Origin of the sequence: Lysinibacillus composti (assembly GCF_016908465.1) — a bacterium.
GTDB lineage: Bacteria > Bacillota > Bacilli > Bacillales_A > Planococcaceae > Ureibacillus > Ureibacillus composti_A.
Genome location: NZ_JAFBDY010000040.1, coordinates 1 through 15,225, shown reverse-complemented (window position 1 = coordinate 15,225; position 15,225 = coordinate 1). Strand labels below are relative to the sequence as shown.

The following is a 15,225-nucleotide window of genomic DNA, read 5'->3' as shown; positions in this document are numbered from 1 at the left end:
GTTCCCATACCGAACACGGAAGTTAAGCTCTTTAGCGCCGATGGTAGTTGGGGGCTTCCCCCTGTGAGAGTAGGACGTCGCTACGCAATTTAAAGTCTAAGCAAAAGCTTAGGCTTTTTTATTTGCAAAAATCCAAGAAATTGGATTTTTCCTTTTCCATAAGAGATGAATAAAAAAGAACTGTAATAAATGTCTTACAGAAATATATAGGTTCTATAATATTTGTTGGGGTTTTACTACAATTTGAAAAACAAAAAGCACGTAATCACCGATTTCGATATACTTGAATTGTCGAGAAACAAGCAATGAAAGGTGATACGTGCATATGAATTTTAACATGAATATTCCAGGATTAAAAGATGTAACCATCCATAAGGTGGAGGAGGTTGGAGAGCGCATCGCAATTTATGTTTCGCTCCCAAAGAAAGTACATCAGTGTCCCGTTTGTAAGAAAAAAACATCTAAAATTCATGATTATCGAATTCAAAAAATCAAGCATTTAAAGTGGTTTGAACGATTAACAATCCTTTTCTATAAACGCCGTCGCTATGTATGCGAGTGTGGGAAACGCTTCTCTGAAAAATCCCCTTTCGTGGATAAATATCAACGCTTTAGTAAGGAATGGAACCAAGTTGCCGGAATCCGTTCTGTAAAGGCTAAGACTTTTAAGGAGACAGCGGAAGTCCTTGGTGCATCTAGTTCAACCGTAATTCGTCGCTTTAAAAAGCTTGTAAAAGAGCAGTTAAATGAAGGCGTACATTTACCAAAATGTATTGCGATTGATGAATATAAAGGAGATACAGATGCAGGAACTTATCAACTAATCATTGCCAACGCTGAAACACACGAACCAATTGATATCTTACCTAACCGTAGAAAAGAGACAATTAAAGAATATCTAATGAAGTATGGAGCGGATGTAGAAGTCGTCGTAATGGATATGAACCCAAGCTTCAAGGCGCTGTTAGAAAAGCATTAAATCGCCCTATTATAATTGCGGATCGATTCCATTATTGTCGCTATATTTATTGGGCATTGGATGAGGTGCGGCGCAAGGTGCAGAAGGATTGGCATCCATATGATCGTAAAAAGTGCAAAAAAATGCGCCATGTTTTATATAAACGCTTTAATAAGTTAACAGAAAAGAATCGATGGTATTTAAATCGCTATACTGGAATGTCAGAAGAATTGAAAAAAGCATATGAGCTAAAAGAGGCCTATTGTAAATGGTTTGATTGGGCAAAAACAGCGAACGACATAGCAGAAGTGAAAAAGAGATTAGAAGCTTATTACCGCAAGGTAGAAGAAGCAAATATTCCAACATTCTTAAAAGCCATTCAAACTTTTAAGAATTGGCAAGTCGAGATCTTAAATAGTTTTAGTTTTGGTTATTCAAATGGTTTTTTAGAGGGAATTAATAATAAATCGAAGGTACTGAAGCGTAATACATATGGCTTCAGGAGTTTTAAGCATTTTAAAGCCAAGATTTTATTGAATGATTTATATAAAGAAATCGGAGTTCATTTAGGTTAATTAGGGTGACGTGCGAAACATATCACCCCAACATTTGACTAAGAACCATAAAAAAGAACTGTAATAAATGTCTTACAGAAATATATAGTTTTTCTCAATGTTGAGTAAAAATTGCTCATCTATTATAAAGGAAAATAATGCAAGATTTAAACTCACAAAACTGTACATTTATTTAGAGAAGTTAACAAATAATTAATTCATCTAATAAATTAGGGGAAGTGTTTTTATGAAAAAAGTGATATTTTCTATATTAGGCTTATTCCTTATAGGTGTAGCTATATTTTATGTAAAAGACACTAAGAATGAAAGCATTTCAGCAGATCGTGGACGAAAGTATTATGAAGAAGCAGGACAGATAATATGGGACATAAAAACAACAGAAAAAGTAGTTGCTCTGACATTTGATGATGGCCCACATCCAAAATACACTACTGAAGTTTTAGATTTACTTGAACAATACGATGCAAGAGGTACTTTTTTTATTGTGGGTGAACATGCTGAAAAAAATCCAGATATTATATTACGAATGTACGAAGAGGGACATGAGTTAGCAAATCATACCTATACACATCCTTTCAGTACGAATGTTTCGAAAATCATGAAAGAAATTAAACAAACAAATGACACCATTTACAGTATAACTGGTTTTAAGCCATTTCTATTTCGTCCTGTCGAGGGACAATATACTGATGCAATGATTGATGAAATCGCAAAAGATGGTTTTAAAGTTGTCATGTGGTCGTGGCATCAAGATACATTAGACTGGAAGAATCCAGGTGTGAATACAATCGTGAATAATGTTTTAAAGGGAACAAAAGAAGGAGATGTTATTCTGTTCCATGATGGTGGCGGAAATCGAGAACAGACTGTGAAAGCATTGGAAAATATCCTACCAGAACTTCAAAAACAAGGTTATCACTTTGTAACGATTACAGATTTAATAAAGATACAAAAGAATGAAAATAAAAAAGATCGTCATGAAACAAAAAAAGAATGAAGAAGATTTAGTAAAACCAATTATAGAATAGCTCTAGGGTCTTGCGTAACAATGAAAGGTGGCAAAACTTTTGTATCGATTTATGATTCACTTCATTACATTAACTTTAGTATGGAGCTTATTCCCAGGTAAAGGCGAATCTGCAGAAAAAGAAGCCCCATCTAGGGAAGAAATCTTAGAAAAACGAATGCACTATTATTTTAAGTACCAAGATGAACTTGTCCCTTGGTACTATCTTGCCGCAATCGATCAATACGAAAGAAATGTACAGGATGTTCGGAAGGATATTCCTAAAAGAGAAAGCGTTGTGGCAATTCAATATTCTGATGAATTTTGGTCAGGCGCATTAAATCCGAAGTTGAATGATACCTCCATCACGACCATTAAATATTTTGGTGGTTTAGGCCTTGATGGAAATAACGATGGCCTAGCAGATGCAAATAATGATGATGATATATTGTTTACAATGGCATCTTTTTTAAGTAAGTATGGTACACATGATGATGATTACCAGTTGGCTTTATGGGATTTTTATCAAAATGAGCAGACTGTGAATCAAATTGCTACGATTGCTAAACTTTATAAACATTATCAAACAATTGATTTAGATGAACATACATTCCCCGTAGCACTTGGTTATAACTATAGCTATCGAGGTACTTGGGGTGCTAATAGAGGGTGGGGCGGTCGAAGAATACATGAAGGAACAGACGTTTTCGCAAGCTATAGTACGCCCGTTCTTTCAGCCTCTTATGGTGTAGTTGAAATAATGGGATGGAATCAATTTGGTGGTTGGCGTATAGGGATACGTGATAATCATAATTCCTATCATTACTATGCACATCTAGCTTATTTTGAAAAAGGTTTAAAAGTAGGAGACGTTGTTGAACCAGGACAGGTCATTGGTTATGTAGGAAGTACGGGGTATGGAAAAGAAGGAACTTCGGGAAAGTTTCCACCACATCTCCATTATGGAATTTATAAATTTAACGGCATTAATGAATGGGCATTTGATCCATATCCATCACTTGTCCAATGGGAAAAAGAAGCAAAAAAGAAGAAAAAGTAGACACAATGAATACTTAGCAATTTCTTGAAGCACCTATGACCTAGGTGCTTTTTATATGACTACAGTAATAACAATTCATAAATAATGCATTTACTCTGGTGAGAATATATGGTAAACTCATGTTTAACAATATATTGTGTTTGTTTTATAAAGGTACTACTATATGTAGTTTAAAAGGGAAGTTCGGTTAAAAGCCGACGCTGTCCCCGCAACTGTAATGCTAACGATGATTCAAAGCCACTGTGCACAAGCATGGGAAGGGAATCGGAGGAAGAAGCAAAGCCAGGAGACCTGCCTTATAAAACAGTTACAACATTTCTTCGGGGATTGGGAAATGGAGACGTCGCCATTTTTCAATTTTTGAACGTTTCCATTTCAGGCTATCTCTTTTCGAAGAGATAGCCTTTTTATTTTGCTATAAGGCCAAACAATTACCGAAGTTTTACTTTAAGAAAAGAGGGATTCCAATGAAACTTTATACGAAAACCATTTGTCCAAAATGTCTTTGGGTGAAATCAGAATTACAACGTGCAGGGATTGATGCAGAGGTCATTAATATTGATCAAAATGAACAGGCAAGACAAGCGATTGTAGATGCTGGGTTATTTTCGGTACCTGTACTAGAAAAAAATGGTCAATTTATAGGTGATGTAAAGGAGATTGTTTCTCAAATTGAGCTGATTACACAATGATTGCATACGCAAGTCGTACTGGAAATGTGAAATATATCGTTTCTAAATTAAAAGTGAAATCGATAGAAATTTCAGAGGGATTAATGCTAACTGAGCCTTACCTATTATTTACCTATACAGATGGGCTGGGGGATATTCCAGTAAAGGTAGCTAGATTCCTTGATCACAATGCCAATCATTGTAAAGGGGTCGTCGTCAGTGGCAATAGTAACTTTGGACATGCGGTATTTGGTGGTGCAGGAGATAAAATTGCTACAACCTATCAAATCCCATTAGTCCGAAAATTAGATTTACGCGGCTACCAAGCAGATTATGAAGCCATTCAACAGTATTATGAGACGAGGGTGACAGGATGAAGACCTACTTAAAGTTAAATAATGATGTCCTCAATCGATATAGCACAACGGGACAATTAGAGCTAGAGAAGGACCGAGAAGCGACACGCCGTTACTTTTTAGAATATGTGAATGTACGGCTGCGTTATTTTATAGATATTGAAGAGAAGATTCGCTATCTTGTAGATGAAGGCTACTATGAAAAAGAGTTTATTGAACAATACGACATGGAATTTATTAAAAGGTTGTACAAAAAAGCATACGATTACCATTTCCGCTTCCCATCGTTTATGAGCGCAAGTAAATTTTACGATAGCTATGCAATGAAAAGTCGTGATGGGGAAGAAATTCTAGAAAAATATGAAGACCGTATCGTCATTATTGCATTGTATTTAGCACAAGGGGATTCCTTACTTGCGGAACGTGCCGTCGAAGCATTGATGGAAGCCTATCAGCCAGCAACACCGACTGCTTTAAATAGTGGTAAAAAAGCACGTGGTGAACTGGTTAGCTGCTTTAAATTATCTATGGATGATTCGATGAATAGTATCGCAGAAAACATCGGCTATTGTTTAGAATTATCCCGACTTGGTGGTGGAGTAGGGGTAAACTTGACGGATTTACGCCCATTAGGTGATCCAATCAAAGGAATTTTGAATCGGGCAAGTGGTGTCATCCCGGTTGCGAAATTACTAGAAAACTCTTTCTCTTACTCGAACCAACTTGGTCAGCGTAATGGTTCAGGTGTGGCTTATTTAAATATTTTCCATGCCGATATCGAAAACTTCATTTCAAGTAAAAAGCCAAATGCTGATGATAAAATCCGACTAGCTACGTTATCAACAGGCATCATTATCCCAAGTATATTCTTTGAGCTCATGCGCCGAGATAAAGATATTGTGTTGTTTAGTTCTTACGATATTTACAAAGAGTATGGTAAACGAATGTCTGAGATTTCGATTACAGAGATGTATTACGAGCTATTGGACAATCCGAACATTCGCAAAATCAAACGTCTCAACGCTCGCAAGTTATACACAGAAGTGAAAAAGGCACAATTCGAATCGGGTTATCCCTTTGAAATTTTCGATGATAATGTGAATGAGGTTCATCCCCTGAAAAATATTGGACGCGTAAAGATGTCGAACTTGTGCACAGAAATACTCCAAGTGCAGCAAACTAGCATGATCACTGACCAAGATCAACCAAATGAATACGGCTTAGATGTTTCTTGTAATTTAGGTTCGATTGATATTCATGCGGCAAGTAAAGTAGAAAATTTTGAGAAATTAATTGATACTTCCATGAGATTGTTAACGAATGTTTCGCTCATGACAAATATTAAAAACGTTCCATCTGTCGCCAAAGCAAATAAATTAATGCATTCCGTTGGTTTGGGTGCTATGAATCTGCACGGCCACCTCGTAACGCAAGGAATACTATATGGATCAAAGGATTCTGTAGACTTTATTGATTGCTTTATGGAAGCGATGAACTATTACTCGTTGAAATCTTCAATGGAAATCGCGAAAGAGCGAGGAGAGGTATTCTACCGATTTGAGGACAGTGATTATGCATCAGGGGTTTATTTTAATCAGTATGTAGAAAAGACAGATCAAGAATTATCCGTTGAAACATTAAAAGCACTTGGGAACATTCCAATCATCACAAAAGAGATGTGGCAAACACTAAAAAAAGATGTGATGAACTATGGATTGTTCCACTCCTATAGATTGGCAATCGCTCCGACGGGTAGCATTAGTTATATCCGTAGCAGTACGGCCTCCATCGCACCGTGTACAGAAAGGGTGGAAGTACGAGACTACGCGGATAGTCGGACGATTTATCCAATGCCACATTTAACAAATGATAATGCTCATCTATATGTTGAGGCGTATGATGTAAATCCTTATGACTTAATTGATTTATATGCTGCGGCTCAAAAACATGTGGATCAAGGCATATCCATGACGCTGTATGTGACCGATGCGTGGACAACCGAGCAATTAGCAAAAATCTATATTTATGCTTGGACGCGTGGCATCAAATCGGTGTACTACGTTCGTCAACGATTACAAACGCTAGAGGAGTGTGTAGCATGTCAAATTTAACCTATGAAGCGGTCAATTGGAATAAACCAACAAGTGAGCTCGCACAAATCTTTTGGGATCAACAATGGAAACAAATTTGGTTTCCTGAAGAAATTGCGGTCAGTAAAGATGTGAAGCAATGGCAAACATTCGAACATCAAGATACATATAAGAAAGTATTTGCCGGACTCACATTACTTGATACCGTCCAAACAAATGTTGGGATGAATCAAATTGCCGCCTTCACACCGGATTTACAAGAAAAGGCTGTACTCACAGTCTTTGCGTCCTTCGAAGCGATTCATGCCAAATCCTATTCTTATATATTTACTACGCTATGTACGAATCCAGAAATCGATGAGCTATTTGAATGGGTAAAGAAAAATGAATTTCTTCAATATAAAGCCAATAAAATCGGTGAATTGTATCAGGCCATTGAAGAGGGGAACCCGGAAAGTTTATGGAAAGCGATGTTTGCTTCTGTCATGCTTGAAAGCTTCTTATTCTATAGTGGATTTTTCTATCCGTTATATTTAGGTGGACAAGGCTTCTTACGTAACAGCGCGGAAGTGATTTCGCTTATCCTTCGAGACGAATCAATCCACGGAGTAGCAGTAGGCTTCTTTGCTCAAAACATATTCAAACAGTTTTCGCAGGAAAAGCAAGATGAATTAAGAGTTTGGGGTTATGAATTATTACTAGATTTATATCAAAATGAAATGAACTATACAGATGATGTCTACGCGGAAACTGGATTATCCCCGGAAGTAAAAGCCTACGTCCGATATAATGCGAATAAAGCCTTAATGAACATTGGCTTTGAATCGATGTTTCCAGAAGAAGAAGTAAATCCGATTGTGATGAACGGTATTCGTAATGAAGGGTCAACATACGACTTCTTTTCACAAAAAGGATCTACCTATGCAAAAGCAAAGGTGGCCCCAATTACTGACGAGACCTTCCAATTTAACCGATAAAGAAAAAGGACAATGCCCACATTGCGTTATGGCATTGTCCTTTCTTCTATGAAAATTTTGAGTTTATCTACATGAAATCTTAATAGGCTTTACGTATCTGCTGGGTTATCAACAATCACTTACCATCAAGATTTAAAAACTCTTTAACTTCCTTAACATATTCCTCTTTCGGATAGCCTTGATAAAGCTCACTGGACAAACGTAATGGGTCTCCGAAAAAGTAACGCTCATATTGAGTTTGTCTTGTGCCAAATGCGCTCATCGTTAAATCCCATGCTAAGCGGAAAATCTTCACACGCTCCTCGGCATGCGTATTCTTCGCTTGCAAATACTGATCTAAATCAGGTCGAATTTCAGATTGAAATGCTTTTTCTGTTGGTAAGGCTGTCATACCACTAGCCCCCATGATTTGAAGAATTTCTGTAAAGCGAGGATATAGTTTAGGGTAAATATTACTTGCCACTTTTAGTGGAGTTATGCTCGGTCGCATAATGCCGTATTCATCTAATAACGCATCGTTTTCGGCTTTCTCAAGTAATGCTTTCATTGTTTCAAGACCGATGATAATTTCAGAGATTTTTTCTTGAATATGATGATAGCCATTGACATTAATCGTTTGTGTCAGTAACTCCGCAAGGCCTAATATAAATTCTGTTTTTACAATTTGTCTCGTTAATACTTGGTGGATAGCAAAGTGGTGAAACGAACTTTTTGTCACAAATTCCTCAGCAACATCTGCATTGTTGTAAAAAAATACACGATCCCAAGGTACTAATACATTATCGAACACGACAATAGAATCCATTTCTTCATAGCGTGAACTTAAAGGATGATCAAAAGTCGATTCTCCGCCAACGAATGTATCTCGGCAAATAAATTTTAACCCCTTTGTATTGGAAGGAATGGAAAAAGCAAATGCTTCATCTTCGTTAAAGAGGAAACGACCGATACTAAACACTAATACCTCATCGGTTAACCCACCTTGCGTTGCGAGTAGGCGAGCACCTTTTATGACAATGCCTTCATCATTTTCATCAACAACTTTTGCGGCGATTGGTTCTTTTGTTGTTTCAATATAAGTAATAGAGCGATTGACCTGTGGTGTAATAAAAGTATGAGTGAAGGATAAATCGTTCGCCTTTGCTCTTTCATATAGAGCTCGCAGGTTATTTGGAAAACAATTTTCTTCTCCCTCAAGAAATGCTGCTGTAGAGGCAAAGCTCATAAGTACCGTACTCAAATAGTCTGGACTTCTTCCCATAATACCATTTGTCTGCTTAGCCCAATGCTCAATCATCTTACGTCTTCTCTTTAAATCCTCTATCGTTTTTGGTTGTAAAAACGCAAGCCCAATTGGTTCTCCTGATTCAGGGGAGACATAGGTCATCTCATCTTTAATTTTTGGGTCAAACTGCAGATCATAGAGGGAAGCTTTTGATTGTAGTATTCCTTTAAATGCTGGATGTTCAGAAATGGGACCTTCAATTTTTTCACCATTAAACCAAATTTCATTGTTCAGTTGATTTAAGCGGTTTATGAATTCCTTTCCATTAATTGCTCCCATGATAACACTCCCTAAACGAACAGATTATTTACTTTTATCTTATGGAGGAAAATAGATTTTGTACTTCTTGATAGGAAAATAGAGTGGTGTTTTTTGGAAATAGCCGATTTTGAAAAGTTAATGCAAATTCCACGTTTGCCCCAGTTCTATTTGGATGGAAGCCATAAATTGTATCGAAAGGTTAAACAAATCCCTCGGAGGTGACGTTTATGTCATGTGAAAACGTTGGTGGAAGTTACGATCGTAAAGAAAATAAAAATGAGTTTGTATTACTAGTAGTATTGTTTATTTTATTAATTATTGTGGGTACTCACTTTTGTATGAAAGGCTACTAATCTTAATTTAAAAATTAAATGATTACACCTATTTAGTAAGAGGTGTCTTTTAATATTGTTGGAAGTTGTTAAGGCTTTCAGGTGGTTTAAAAGTTAAATATAAAATATCGCTTGAAATTAAACGTTTGCCCCTACAACTTTTTTGCCAGAGACATAAATTAAAAGGTAGATACACTTAAGGGAGGTGAAAAATATGGGTTACGGAAACGTAGGTGGTGCATACTGCGGTAATGGCGGAAACGTAGGTGGAGCTTATGACCGTTGTAACAACAGTAAAGAGTTCGTACTTCTTGTAGTTCTATTCATCCTATTAATTATTGTTGGTACTGCTTTTATGAAAGATAGATACTAATTATTGTACCTTTCTAGGTAACTTAGAAAATAGTCGCCTTTAAGATACCAATCGAAAACACCCTAAAAATCGAATGGAGACACCTAATAGTTTATTAGGTGTCTTTTGCTTTTTAAATGGAATAGAGACACAATTCTGGATCCAATATCAAGCCAAAAAATAAGGGAAAAACTGTTATAGAATTAATTGATAATTTTAAACTTTTCCTAAATTGTGACGAAAAACGAAAATTTGGCCATAAAGTAGAATAAATAAGGGATTTGTGAATAAGTTATCAATAAGCTCATATCACAACAGCTTGGGGTTTTCTAAATTACTCCGGGCTGTTTTCTATTTATCCTACATTTCGGATAGGTTAATTTAAAGATGCACTGTACATATGGCAACTAACATTAGCAACTTGAAAACTAGCACTGATTGGAGTTTTACTTTTATTAATAAGAGCTTATGTTGCATGAATGACTAGAGCAATCCACACGTAGTGGATAAATTGTCTTAAAGAGGAGGCTAATCATGAAGGGTCATTCCTTCATTTACCTTATACTTGCAATCTTCGTTGTATTGATGGTTGGATGCTCAAACAAAGCTACCCAACATGATGATGAGTTTTACAATGTAAAACTTGTTGCTTGGGAGTTTTTAAAGGAAAAGGGGTGGGATGGACGAGCGAAGGAGAATTGGGAGACAGCGGAAGTATCTGAGGTAATGACAGATGATGATTATAAATTAATCGATCCAAGTTATAAAGGAAAATTGGTATTATCGGTCATTTTTGAAGATAAGGAAAATGCAGCCATTGGCACACCCATTGTACTTGTTGACCCAGAAAAAAATGAAGTGGTTGGCTATATGTATGGAGAATAAACTAAGTTTACGTTAAGTGCAGTTGACTCAGCCTTGTTAAAATGCATAAAAAATTCCCAAAAGCATGTTTCGTGTACTTTTGGGAACAGATTTACTACTCTTCATTATCTTAATTCTCAAACGGTGATTGTCTAGATGCATTTTTTGAATCATTCTTTTGGGGAGCAGGATGATGTTCTTCTGCGAATTCTTCACGAGTATGTTGAATAGAATAATCGATTGTTTTAGCTTTCGTTTTTTCTACTTTTGGTCTGTCATCATAATTTGAATAGGCATCAAAGTCCTTTTTGTCTGACACGTCTTCATCTCCTTTCGTCACTACTAGGAGTATGAGAAATTTGCTTTTGAATTATGTAAGGGAATCTGCTTACCTAAATAAAAAGAAGCTATTGCTAGCTTCTGGATAATCGTTAGTTAGATGAAAGCATTTCTTCTGCGATCAGTTTATAGGATGTGATTCTGTCCTCTGGAGAGTGTGTAATCGTGAGGATCATGATTTCATCCGCTTTATATTTCTTTTGTAGTTGTTCAAGTGACTCCCTGACTTCTTGCGGATTACCTTTAATCAATCTTTGTTTCATGACCGTTAATTTCTCATGTTCTTTTTCATTCAGTTCATATTCTTTAGCTTCCTCAATGGAAGGAACGGTTTGTCCCAATCCCTTTTCTTTTTGCAACGACCATATAAGAGAACTCAGTGCAACTTCTTCTGCTTTTTCCGTCGTTTGCGCACAGATCACGGGGACAGTTAGTAAAACTTCGGGAACTTGACCGTGTTTCTTCGGCAAAAAGGCATCTAAATACTGGTTAATCATAGCGACACTGTCTTCTTCACTCATGAACAACCCAAAGGCATAAGGCAACCCATTTTGCGCGGCAAGTTGAGCACTCTTACTACTTGTCCCAAGAATCCAAGGCATTGGTTTAACTTTTGGCATAGGGGAGGCGGTGATTTTTGAAAACTCATGAGTTGTTGGATAGTCATCATCCAAAAAGTGAAGCAGTTCTTCTACTAACTGTGGCATTTTAAATACCTGCTGTAAAAAGTTATCCGATAAGGCATTTGTTGCTTCAGCAGAACCACCAGGGGAACGGCCAATTCCTAGGTCAATTCGACCGGGGAATAAGGTGGCCATCATATTGTATACTTCTGCCACCTTATACGGCTTATAATGTGGTAATAACACAGCCCCAGCACCAATTCGAATCTTCTTCGTATGTGCCCCGATATACGGAATCATCACTTCGGGTGCTGAGCAGGCAAGTCCAGGCAAATCATGATGCTCCGCAATCCAGTACCGTGTATATCCCAACGCTTCACCAAATTGCGCTAATTTTAAAGATTCATCTAATGCATCCTTGGCAGTTTGATTTGAAGCGATAGGGGATTGATCTAATATACTTAATTTCACCAAAACACGCTTTCCTCCTATTGCTTCACTTCAAGTAAGCAAACGTGATAATCTCCAACTTCACCTTTCTCGTATAAGTTTGTAATGGAAGTAGAGTATTGCTGAATCGTACCTCTAAAGGCAAGGTTTCGTTCGGGAACTTTTACATTGAACGTTCCCTCATATAAAAGAACGGCAATGTCATGATAGTCCTCACTTGTTACTTTAAAATCGAGCACCACTTTTCGTAAATTGTTCACCGTTTCTTCTTTATAATTCTCTAACTGAATGACAGTATCATTTAAGACTATTTCTTTAACCAAAAAATCGGCTCCTTTTAACGTCGTTATGAAAAGAATAGCATTTGCAAAATGGTGGGGCAATTCATTGAACACCTTCTAAACGAATATGTTAAGTTGAAACCAAATAAATGATGGGAGATGGCATGGGCTATTATATAACGGTAGAGCCGGGAGTTAATATTTATATTGAAGATGTGAACCCTGGTGGAGAGAAGACAATTGTGTTTATTCATGGTTGGCCGTTAAGTCATAAGCAATTTGAGTATCAGTTTAATATTTTGCCCACATTAGGTTATCGCTGTATTGGGATTGACTGGCGAGGGTTTGGTAAATCAGATAAACCGTTTTCTGGATATACTTACAATCGACTTGCAGAAGATCTCCATCATATTTTCAATGCACTGGATTTAAGTGATGTCACACTAGTAGGCCATTCTACTGGTGGAGGTATTGCTATACGCTATATGTCGCGTTACCAAGGACAGGGAGTTGCTAAATTAGTCCTGGTTTCAGCAGCAGCACCTACTGGCTTCACGCCAGAAAACGCAAGGCAACTTTTACAAGAGACGTTGAGTGACCGACCAAAAATGATGCAAGGTGTTACGGATCAATTCTTCTTTCAATATATCACGAAGCCCTTTTCAGATTGGTTTAACCAAGTAGGCTTCGAAGCTGCAAGTTGGTCAACGGCAGCCGTCATTATTTTACTAAGAGATGAAAAGTTGCATGCGGATCTTCAAAGAATCCAATGTCCTACATTAATTATTCATGGGCTTCATGACAAGGTGATTCCTTTTCCACAGGCGAAAGAAATGAATATGATCATTAGAAATTCCCAACTAGTGCCTTTTCAATATAGCGGTCACGGTACTTTCTGGGAAGAGCAAGACAAGTTTAACCAGGTATTACACCAATTTATCTCAGGTTAATGAAAGAGGGGAGGCTCTGAGTATGAGCTTTCTCCTTTTTGTTTGAGAAATTATAAAGATGCTAACAGTGGATAACTTTCATAAATCAATAGCAATATCTGTAAATCCCTCTTGACGATTTTGTGACTTATAGGGTTACATAATACAGTAGAGGAGTGGTCACATGATCGGCACAATTATAAATACCGTAGCCATTATCATTGGCAGTATTGTAGGTAGCGTTTTAAAAAAGGGAATTAAAGAAGAATACCAATCGGCTCTATTTACGGCAATGGGTTTTGCAGCCGTTGCACTAGGTATAAATGCAGTGGTACAAAATATGCCGAATAGTAATTATCCAGTATTATTTATCGTCAGTTTATCCATTGGAGGATTAGTGGGAACCATCATTAATATTGATGCTAAATTTCAACAGATGGTGAGTCGATTTTCGAAGTCAGATTTAAGTAAAGGCCTATCAACGGCGATTTTACTTTTTTGTATTGGAACTTTATCCATTTTAGGCCCTGTAGAAAGTGCATTAAATCAAAACCATACATATTTATTTACAAATGCTACGCTTGATTTGGTAACTTCGATGGCATTAGCCGCAACATACGGTATAGGAATTGCTTTTGCAGCATTGGTGTTATTTATATGGCAATCGTCCATTTACCTTAGTGCTCAATATATCGAGCCATTTTTAACAGACGCCTTAATGACGGAAGTATCCATCGTTGGTGGGATATTAATCTTAAGCTCAGGCTTATCGATTTTAGGAATAAAAGACAGCAAAGCGTTAAATATGCTACCTGCCTTATTTATACCCGTTCTTTGGTTTATTGGGTTAGCTTTATTTACATAAATTGTCCCAAAATGCAGTTTGTATGTGTTCTTCTTTTTCGTTAAACAAAAGGGAATATCCATCGCTATACAGGAAAAACTGTTATAGATGATAACGAAAGGAGTGATCACACCATGGCAAAACCAAAAAAGCCACATGAACAACTGACAACAAATGATAATGGACTAACAACGATGCAAGAAGTCACTTATCGAAAAGAATTTAAAAAGGCTGATAATGCAACAGGCAATCAAAAACGAAATAAAAAGTAAACGAAACCCCTCGGAAATCACTGTTCCGAGGGGTTTGATTATTTTAATTTTGTCCATATTATTAAAGAAAAACTAAGTGAATACATAAAGCATTAAGGAAAACTTAAAATAAAGAGAGCTCAATCTTCACATTCATGTTACAGTAAGGAAGAACATAAATGAGTGAGTAGGTGAACAATATGATCGAGGTAAAAGTGTCTCCAATCAGTGATGGAGAATTTAATAGAGGGGTATTTGCTACCCAAGATATCAAAAAGGGTGAGCTTTTCCATGAAGCACCCGTTATTGCATATCCAAACGAACAGCATGAACACATTGAGAAAACCTTACTTGCGGATTATGCTTTTGAGTATGGAATCAATCATACTGCAATCCTTCTAGGGTACGGAATGCTATTTAACCATTCTTATAAACCGAATGCAACTTATGAAATTAATTTTGATAATCACACATTCGATTTCTTTGCTTATACAGATATCAAAGCAGGAGAAGAAATCCTCATCAACTACAACGGAGATGTGGATGATCAAGAGCTATTGTGGTTTGATAAGGAAGAAAATGAATAAATAAATTAAGCATTTAACAAAAAGCTCCCTTGGTAATCCTGAACTGCCCCGTAAAAGTTAGACACAAATCTAACTTTTACGGGGTGTTTTTATGGCCAGATTTACAGCAGAAGAAAAAATACAAATTGTTAAAC

General features: G+C 36.8%; 17 protein-coding genes, 1 rRNA gene, 1 pseudogene and 1 riboswitch. Of the genes and pseudogenes, 15 read left to right on the top strand and 4 right to left on the bottom strand.

Annotated elements, in window-relative coordinates; genetic code table 11:
* The 8 genes and pseudogenes from rrf to nrdF all read left to right on the top strand — a co-directional run.
* A 5S ribosomal RNA gene (gene rrf, locus JOD29_RS19935) occupies positions 1-86 on the top strand; the annotation flags it as partial.
* A 233-nt stretch (positions 87-319) separates the two neighbouring features.
* A pseudogene (locus JOD29_RS19930) lies at positions 320-1,533 on the top strand (ISL3 family transposase).
* A gap of 226 nt (positions 1,534-1,759) precedes the next feature.
* Complete coding sequence (locus tag JOD29_RS19925; RefSeq protein WP_124767012.1) at positions 1,760-2,530, top strand: polysaccharide deacetylase family protein; 771 nt, start codon at positions 1,760-1,762, stop codon at positions 2,528-2,530.
* An 82-nt stretch (positions 2,531-2,612) separates the two neighbouring features.
* Complete coding sequence (locus JOD29_RS19920) at positions 2,613-3,599, top strand: M23 family metallopeptidase (RefSeq protein ID WP_124767027.1); 987 nt, start codon at positions 2,613-2,615, stop codon at positions 3,597-3,599.
* 133 nt (positions 3,600-3,732) lie between these two features.
* A riboswitch (cobalamin riboswitch) is annotated at positions 3,733-3,912 on the top strand.
* Between the two features lie 154 nt (positions 3,913-4,066).
* A complete protein-coding gene (locus JOD29_RS19915) occupies positions 4,067-4,291 on the top strand; it encodes a glutaredoxin family protein (protein ID WP_124767013.1) in 225 nt (74 codons plus the stop codon).
* Positions 4,288-4,647: a class Ib ribonucleoside-diphosphate reductase assembly flavoprotein NrdI gene (gene nrdI, locus JOD29_RS19910; protein WP_124767014.1), complete on the top strand. Its 360-nt coding sequence runs from the start codon at positions 4,288-4,290 to the stop codon at positions 4,645-4,647. Before JOD29_RS19915 ends, nrdI begins: the two co-directional genes overlap by 4 nt.
* The gene (gene nrdE / locus JOD29_RS19905) at positions 4,644-6,737 is read left to right on the top strand and encodes a class 1b ribonucleoside-diphosphate reductase subunit alpha (RefSeq protein WP_124767015.1); all 2,094 of its coding nucleotides are present in this window, start codon (positions 4,644-4,646) and stop codon (positions 6,735-6,737) included. Before nrdI ends, nrdE begins: the two co-directional genes overlap by 4 nt.
* Complete coding sequence (gene nrdF, locus JOD29_RS19900; protein WP_124767016.1) at positions 6,725-7,693, top strand: class 1b ribonucleoside-diphosphate reductase subunit beta; 969 nt, start codon at positions 6,725-6,727, stop codon at positions 7,691-7,693. The genes nrdE and nrdF overlap by 13 nt, the downstream gene beginning before the upstream one ends.
* 115 nt (positions 7,694-7,808) lie before the next feature.
* On the opposite strand, the gene hpaB is transcribed toward nrdF, so the two are convergent.
* Positions 7,809-9,257 (bottom strand): 4-hydroxyphenylacetate 3-monooxygenase, oxygenase component, encoded by a 1,449-nt coding sequence (hpaB, locus tag JOD29_RS19895; protein WP_124767017.1) that lies wholly within the window; start codon positions 9,255-9,257, stop codon positions 7,809-7,811.
* A 209-nt stretch (positions 9,258-9,466) separates the two neighbouring features.
* On the opposite strand from hpaB, the gene JOD29_RS19890 reads away from it, so the two are divergent.
* The 3 genes from JOD29_RS19890 (at position 9,467) to JOD29_RS19880 (ending at position 10,808) form a co-directional block, all read left to right on the top strand.
* On the top strand, positions 9,467-9,592 hold the full coding sequence (locus JOD29_RS19890; protein ID WP_124767018.1) for a YjcZ family sporulation protein: 126 nt from the start codon (positions 9,467-9,469) through the stop codon (positions 9,590-9,592).
* 193 nt (positions 9,593-9,785) lie between these two features.
* On the top strand, positions 9,786-9,944 hold the full coding sequence (locus tag JOD29_RS19885; RefSeq protein WP_124767019.1) for a YjcZ family sporulation protein: 159 nt from the start codon (positions 9,786-9,788) through the stop codon (positions 9,942-9,944).
* 513 nt (positions 9,945-10,457) lie between these two features.
* Complete coding sequence (locus tag JOD29_RS19880) at positions 10,458-10,808, top strand: hypothetical protein (RefSeq protein WP_124767020.1); 351 nt, start codon at positions 10,458-10,460, stop codon at positions 10,806-10,808.
* Between the two features lie 109 nt (positions 10,809-10,917).
* On the opposite strand, the gene JOD29_RS19875 is transcribed toward JOD29_RS19880, so the two are convergent.
* The 3 genes from JOD29_RS19875 to JOD29_RS19865 form a co-directional block, all read right to left on the bottom strand.
* Complete coding sequence (locus tag JOD29_RS19875) at positions 10,918-11,106, bottom strand: hypothetical protein (protein WP_124767021.1); 189 nt, start codon at positions 11,104-11,106, stop codon at positions 10,918-10,920.
* 112 nt (positions 11,107-11,218) lie between these two features.
* Positions 11,219-12,220 (bottom strand): LLM class flavin-dependent oxidoreductase, encoded by a 1,002-nt coding sequence (locus JOD29_RS19870; RefSeq protein WP_124767028.1) that lies wholly within the window; start codon positions 12,218-12,220, stop codon positions 11,219-11,221.
* Between the two features lie 17 nt (positions 12,221-12,237).
* On the bottom strand, positions 12,238-12,522 hold the full coding sequence (locus JOD29_RS19865) for a DUF3219 family protein (RefSeq protein ID WP_124767022.1): 285 nt from the start codon (positions 12,520-12,522) through the stop codon (positions 12,238-12,240).
* A gap of 122 nt (positions 12,523-12,644) precedes the next feature.
* Here JOD29_RS19865 and JOD29_RS19860 point away from each other — a divergent pair, with 122 nt between their 5' ends.
* The 4 genes from JOD29_RS19860 to JOD29_RS19845 all read left to right on the top strand — a co-directional run bounded on the left by JOD29_RS19860 (position 12,645) and on the right by JOD29_RS19845 (position 15,091).
* On the top strand, positions 12,645-13,430 hold the full coding sequence (locus JOD29_RS19860; protein WP_124767023.1) for an alpha/beta fold hydrolase: 786 nt from the start codon (positions 12,645-12,647) through the stop codon (positions 13,428-13,430).
* Positions 13,431-13,593: 163 nt separating this feature from the next.
* Positions 13,594-14,274 (top strand): DUF554 domain-containing protein, encoded by a 681-nt coding sequence (locus tag JOD29_RS19855; RefSeq protein WP_124767024.1) that lies wholly within the window; start codon positions 13,594-13,596, stop codon positions 14,272-14,274.
* Between the two features lie 113 nt (positions 14,275-14,387).
* Positions 14,388-14,525, top strand: coding sequence for a YfhE family protein (locus tag JOD29_RS19850; RefSeq protein ID WP_124767025.1), 138 nt, complete (start codon positions 14,388-14,390; stop codon positions 14,523-14,525).
* A gap of 179 nt (positions 14,526-14,704) precedes the next feature.
* Positions 14,705-15,091, top strand: coding sequence for an SET domain-containing protein (locus JOD29_RS19845; RefSeq protein WP_124767026.1), 387 nt, complete (start codon positions 14,705-14,707; stop codon positions 15,089-15,091).
* The last annotated feature ends 134 nt before the right edge of the window (positions 15,092-15,225 follow it).

What these genes read in the sequence shown, in the direction of transcription:
- JOD29_RS19850 (WP_124767025.1), top strand. Translation starts at nt 14,388, where the DNA reads ATGGCAAAACCAAAAAAGCCACATGAACAACTGACAACAAATGATAAT.
- JOD29_RS19885 (WP_124767019.1), top strand. Translation starts at nt 9,786, where the DNA reads ATGGGTTACGGAAACGTAGGTGGTGCATACTGCGGTAATGGCGGAAAC.
- JOD29_RS19890 (WP_124767018.1), top strand. Translation starts at nt 9,467, where the DNA reads ATGTCATGTGAAAACGTTGGTGGAAGTTACGATCGTAAAGAAAATAAA.
- JOD29_RS19845 (WP_124767026.1), top strand. Translation starts at nt 14,705, where the DNA reads ATGATCGAGGTAAAAGTGTCTCCAATCAGTGATGGAGAATTTAATAGA.
- JOD29_RS19915 (WP_124767013.1), top strand. Translation starts at nt 4,067, where the DNA reads ATGAAACTTTATACGAAAACCATTTGTCCAAAATGTCTTTGGGTGAAA.
- nrdI (WP_124767014.1), top strand. Translation starts at nt 4,288, where the DNA reads ATGATTGCATACGCAAGTCGTACTGGAAATGTGAAATATATCGTTTCT.
- JOD29_RS19925 (WP_124767012.1), top strand. Translation starts at nt 1,760, where the DNA reads ATGAAAAAAGTGATATTTTCTATATTAGGCTTATTCCTTATAGGTGTA.
- JOD29_RS19855 (WP_124767024.1), top strand. Translation starts at nt 13,594, where the DNA reads ATGATCGGCACAATTATAAATACCGTAGCCATTATCATTGGCAGTATT.
- JOD29_RS19880 (WP_124767020.1), top strand. Translation starts at nt 10,458, where the DNA reads ATGAAGGGTCATTCCTTCATTTACCTTATACTTGCAATCTTCGTTGTA.
- JOD29_RS19920 (WP_124767027.1), top strand. Translation starts at nt 2,613, where the DNA reads ATGATTCACTTCATTACATTAACTTTAGTATGGAGCTTATTCCCAGGT.
- hpaB (WP_124767017.1), bottom strand. Translation starts at nt 9,257, where the DNA reads ATGGGAGCAATTAATGGAAAGGAATTCATAAACCGCTTAAATCAACTG.
- nrdF (WP_124767016.1), top strand. Translation starts at nt 6,725, where the DNA reads ATGTCAAATTTAACCTATGAAGCGGTCAATTGGAATAAACCAACAAGT.
- JOD29_RS19860 (WP_124767023.1), top strand. Translation starts at nt 12,645, where the DNA reads ATGGGCTATTATATAACGGTAGAGCCGGGAGTTAATATTTATATTGAA.
- nrdE (WP_124767015.1), top strand. Translation starts at nt 4,644, where the DNA reads ATGAAGACCTACTTAAAGTTAAATAATGATGTCCTCAATCGATATAGC.